This is a genomic window from Frankia sp. CeCAU1, from assembly GCF_977971845.1.
Genome location: NZ_CDWWXA010000204.1, coordinates 1,855 through 6,421, shown reverse-complemented (window position 1 = coordinate 6,421; position 4,567 = coordinate 1,855). Strand labels below are relative to the sequence as shown.

At 68.4% G+C, this 4,567-nt stretch carries 5 protein-coding genes; 2 read left to right on the top strand and 3 right to left on the bottom strand.

The features are described from left to right. A partial coding sequence (locus AC08OO_RS22105) for a DEAD/DEAH box helicase (RefSeq protein WP_476619017.1) occupies positions 1 to 2,193 on the top strand: 2,193 nt, incomplete at its 5' end. A gap of 147 nt (positions 2,194 to 2,340) precedes the next feature. Here the strand turns inward: AC08OO_RS22105 and AC08OO_RS22100 are convergent. Both AC08OO_RS22100 and AC08OO_RS22095 read right to left on the bottom strand, forming a co-directional pair. After that, complete coding sequence (locus AC08OO_RS22100; RefSeq protein ID WP_476609644.1) at positions 2,341 to 2,652, bottom strand: type II toxin-antitoxin system PemK/MazF family toxin; 312 nt, start codon at positions 2,650 to 2,652, stop codon at positions 2,341 to 2,343. Then, the gene (locus AC08OO_RS22095) at positions 2,649 to 2,909 is read right to left on the bottom strand and encodes a toxin-antitoxin system HicB family antitoxin (protein ID WP_035911300.1); all 261 of its coding nucleotides are present in this window, start codon (positions 2,907 to 2,909) and stop codon (positions 2,649 to 2,651) included. The genes AC08OO_RS22100 and AC08OO_RS22095 overlap by 4 nt, the downstream gene beginning before the upstream one ends. Positions 2,910 to 3,136: 227 nt before the next feature. On the opposite strand from AC08OO_RS22095, the gene AC08OO_RS22090 reads away from it, so the two are divergent. Continuing rightward, complete coding sequence (locus tag AC08OO_RS22090; RefSeq protein ID WP_476619016.1) at positions 3,137 to 4,021, top strand: pirin family protein; 885 nt, start codon at positions 3,137 to 3,139, stop codon at positions 4,019 to 4,021. 130 nt (positions 4,022 to 4,151) lie between these two features. Here AC08OO_RS22090 and AC08OO_RS22085 read toward each other — a convergent pair whose 3' ends face one another. Then, positions 4,152 to 4,352, bottom strand: a complete 201-nt coding sequence (locus AC08OO_RS22085; RefSeq protein ID WP_011437347.1) for a site-specific integrase — start codon at positions 4,350 to 4,352, stop codon at positions 4,152 to 4,154. Positions 4,353 to 4,567 lie beyond the last annotated feature (215 nt).

The window sequence follows — 4,567 nt, the reverse complement described above, 5'->3', positions numbered from 1 at the left end:
TCCGGGGCTTCCGGGGCCTCGGGGACTTCCGGGGCCTCGGGCTTCGCCGCCCTCGACCCGGCCGTCCAGTATCACGTCGTCAACAGTCTGCGGTGGCCTGCCCTGCGCCCGTTGCAGGAGGCGGCGATACGTCCGGTCCTCGACGGGCATGACGTGCTGCTGCTGGCACCGACCGCCGGTGGGAAAACCGAGGCGGTGGCGCTGCCCCTGCTGTCCCGGATGGCCGGGGAGAAATGGCGCGGGCTGTCGGTGCTGTATGTGTGTCCGCTGCGGGCGTTGCTGAACAACCTCGAACCGCGGCTGGCCGCGATGTGCGAATGGCTCGGCCGGCGGGCCGCCGTCTGGCATGGAGATGTCGCCGACTCGGTACGCGGGCGGCTGGCCGTGGATCCGCCGGATCTTCTGTTGACCACCCCGGAGTCGATCGAGGCGATGCTCGTCTCCGCGCGCGTCGATCATCGATGGCTCTTCGCCGGCCTGCGGACGGTTGTCGTCGACGAGGTCCACGCCTTCGCCGGTGACGACCGCGGTTGGCATCTGCTGGGGGTGTTGGCCCGGTTACGCGGGCTCGCCAACCGGCCGGTACAGCGGATTGGTTTGTCCGCAACTGTCGGGAACCCGGACGTACTGCTCGACTGGCTCGCGGACGGATCCTCCCGGCCGCGCGCGGTCGTCCGGCCGAGTGACGTGACGGCCACCACGGACGCGACAGCCAGCACGGACGCGACAGCCACCACGGAGGTCGGGATCGACTACGTGGGCTCCCTGCGTAACGCCGCCCTCGTGGTCGCCCGCCTTCATCAGGGGATGAAGAGGCTGGTCTTCTGCGATTCCCGCAGCCAGGTCGAGGAGTTGACGGTTGCGCTGCGTGACCTCGGGGTACGGACGTATGTATCCCACTCGTCCCTGTCACGGGATGACCGGCGGCAGGCCGAGGCCGCCTTCGCGACATCCACCAACTGCGTCATCGTCGCCACTTCCACCTTGGAGCTGGGGATCGACGTCGGTGACCTGGACCGCGTCATCCAGATCGGCGCCCCCGCCACGGTGATCTCCTTCCTGCAACGCCTCGGGCGGACCGGGCGGCGCCCCGGGACCCGACGCAACACTCTGTTCCTGGCAACGTCGCAGAACTCTCTGTGGCTCGCGGCGGCTATCACGCTGCTGTGGCAACGCGGATACGTCGAGCCGGTCGTCCCGCCCGTGCTTCCCCGTCACATCGTCGCCCAGCAAATCCTCGGACTGGCCCTGCAGGAAGGCCGCCTCGTCGACCACGACGTCTGGCAGTGGCTCGGCGGGCTTGCCCGGACTCCGGGCGCGGTCGACGTACTGGCGCATCTGGCCAGCTCCGGGTTTGTCGTGCACACCGACGGGCTGGTATCGATCGGCCCGCGGGCGGAGAAGGAATACGGGCGACGCTACTTCCTCGACCTCACGTCAACCTTCGCCGGCGAATCGATGGTGCAGGTCTGGTGGGGACGTAGCCTGCTCGGCCAGCTGCCACCGATCGCGCTCGCGGCTCGACCGGAGCACGGACCGCGGGTGGTTCTTCTCGGCGGTCGTGCCTGGAAGGTGAATCATGTCGACTGGCGGAGAAGACGAGTCCAGGTCGAACCGAGCCGCTACCCAGGCCGGTCCCGGTGGAACGGCGGGGCCCGGGTCATGTCCTATCCGCTCGCCCAGGCTCACCTCGACGTCCTCGCCGGGCAAACGGCCGGCATCGGGATATCCCGGCGGGCCGCCGACGCGTTGGACAAGCTCCGCGCGCAGCATTCCTTTGTCAGTGTCAGTGTCAGTGACGAGCCGGGCGAACGCACCTACCTCACCCGCGACCCCGAGAAGCGGCCGATCTGGTGGACATTTGCCGGGTTCGCGGCCAATTCGGCCCTCGCCTCGGGGCTCGGCGAGCTGGTTGACGCTGACGCGCCGGTCGGCGATCTCAGGCTGCGGCTTCGCCCGCACGTCAACTCCGCCGCGCTACGGACAATGCTCGATGTTCGACGTGACGACCTCGTTGACGCTCTTCCGGCCATCGATGTCGAGGCTGCCGATGGGCTCAAGTTCTCCGCGGCGATTCCCCTCGAACTCGCGATCGAGACGCTAGCCGCACGCCTCACCGATCCATCCGCCGTCCACGCGACGCTGAAGGCAATCATCCGGGAGGAGGCTGCGCCTCCGTCTGGCGGATGGTAGCCGTGAACGGATTGATCGCGGCGGCGATGACGTCGGCCGACATCCAAGCCGGACGCCGACGCCGGGCTGGAGCGCATCGAGGAAGTGACCCGCTGCTTGCCCCACCGCTGCTTTCGCCTTCGACCAGCTCGGGCCGTTGCCGTAAGGTCAACGTTCGGGCGTGGCCAAGATCTTGAACAACATGGTGTTGGCGGTGGTGAGCGTCTGGGCGTCGACCCGGCGCAGGCATTCACCCAGGGCGGCCTTGGCCACGAACGTGACCAGGCCCATCACGGCCCACTGCCCCTCCCCCAGGTCGACGCAGAACCCCTCGTCGGTGGCCTGCTCCACGACCAGGGCGACCAGCACGGTCGGCTCGTCGGCGATCTCGTTGTAGACCGTGGAGCTGAGGACCAGCACCGCCTGCGGCGCCGGCCCGATGCCCGCGGTCCAGATCTCACCGCGCCGCGGTGGCCTCACCCGGCGGCGTCGGCGAGATTGGGCAGCCCCGACACCGCGAGAGCCCGCTGGTTGGCCTCCCCGAAGGCGAGGGCCGCGCCGGCCACCGCCGGGTCGGCCCGCACCCAGGCCCCGTGCGCGGCGCAGCGCCGGCGCATGTCCTCGGCGTCAAGCACGCCCTCGACCCAGGCGTTCATCGAGGTGTGCTCGGCCTCGGCGTACCGCTTGACCGCCTCGTAGGCCTCGTCCGAGAGCCGGAGCGTGATCGTGCGCGACATGCGCAACATGCTAGCAAGATCTGACAGCGGTATCCGCCGCAGCGTGGAACGCATGGTCGCACCATCCGGCCACCAAAATCGACAGATTATATGCCTATTCATGTGATTCCGTTGCTCTAGCCGGCGGGTCATCTGCCTGGGCGGGACGCGGGCCGTGGAATGTCCGTGGCCCCGACGACGCTGGACTGCGCAGGCATTGTCCTGCCTACCGTGAAGGAGGGTTCACCATGAGGGCCACGCCGTCCTCCCCTGGGTCGTCCACCCCACCGGCCGCGGTCCCACCGGCCGCCACCCTTTCTACCGCGGGCCCGTCTTCCGCCACACCCTCCTCCGCGGGCCTGCGCCCACAGCCCCGGATCGACATTCGCCGGGCGGACGACAGAGCGGCGACGCGCGTCGGCTGGCTCGACTCCCACCACTCCTTCTCGTTCGGCCATCACTACGATCCGTCAAACACCCACCACGGTATGCTGCTGGTGAACAACGACGACACGGTCGCTGCCGGGACCGGGTTCGAGACCCATCCGCACCGGGACATGGAGATCGTCACCTGGGTCCTGCGCGGATCGCTCGTGCACCAGGACTCCACCGGCCACTCCGGCGTCATCTACCCGGGACTCGCGCAGCGGATGAGCGCCGGTCGCGGGATCCTGCACTCGGAGAAGAACGACTCCTGGCGTCTCGACGGCGGCGGGGAGCCGCATGACGAGCCGGTGCATTTCGTCCAGATGTGGGTCGCGCCGGACCGTCGGGGCATCGACCCCGGCTACGAGCAGCTGGAGATCGACAACGAGCTGCTACGTGGCGGCCTGGTACCGGTAGCGTCCGGGATGGCCAGGCACCGCGGGCAGAGCGCGATCACGATCAGAAACCGGTTCGCGGCCCTGTGCGCCGCCCGGCTCAGCCCTGGTCGGGACGTCACGCTTCCCGAGGCTCCCTACCTGCACCTGTTCGTGACGCGGGGCGAGGTGACGCTGGAGGGGACGGGTGTGCTGCACGCCGGGGACGCGGTCCGGTTCACCGCAACCGGCGGTCAGCGGGTCAGCGCCTCGGCTCCCGCTGAGATCCTGGTCTGGGAAATGCATAAAGCGATCGAGGATTTTTTGGGATAGCAAACTTATTGCTGGTGAGGGCGTGTCTCCGCTGGTGGGAGGGCATTTTCGCATCCTTTCAAGACGTGCGATCAGCGGCGGCTAGCGGCGGTGACCGGCGGCGGTCTGTGTCTGAGACGTGCCCGAAGGATCATGCGCTGTCGGCCGACAGGGCAGCCGCGATACGGGCCCGGCAAATCTCCTCGTCCCCGTCGATGCACTGGGCGTAGATCGTCAGCAGCATCTGAACCGTGTGGCCCGCCCACTGAGCGACCCGCGTCGGCGGGACACCCGCCGCCAGCCAGCCGGACAGGCAGGCGTGACGCAGCGAGTAGGTAGTCTGAGCAACCATCAATGACCTCCGGAGGGGACTGTCGCCTTCAGGCGACAGGGGAATCCGGCACGGACCGCAACGATTATACCGGCCACGCTGGTATAATCAACGGCATGTCCCGGACGGTGCAGGTCGGCGCGGGTGGCGCCTATGACCTCGGTTACCACGTCGTGTGGTGCCCGAAGTACCGCCGTGCTGTCCTCGTCGGTCCGGTCCGAGACCGGCTTGACGGG

Bases quoted from the DNA above. Each gene is read 5' to 3' on its own strand.
- AC08OO_RS22095 (WP_035911300.1), bottom strand. From the start codon at position 2,909: ATGTCGCGCACGATCACGCTCCGGCTCTCGGACGAGGCCTACGAGGCG.
- AC08OO_RS22090 (WP_476619016.1), top strand. From the start codon at position 3,137: ATGAGGGCCACGCCGTCCTCCCCTGGGTCGTCCACCCCACCGGCCGCG.
- AC08OO_RS22085 (WP_011437347.1), bottom strand. From the start codon at position 4,352: ATGGTTGCTCAGACTACCTACTCGCTGCGTCACGCCTGCCTGTCCGGC.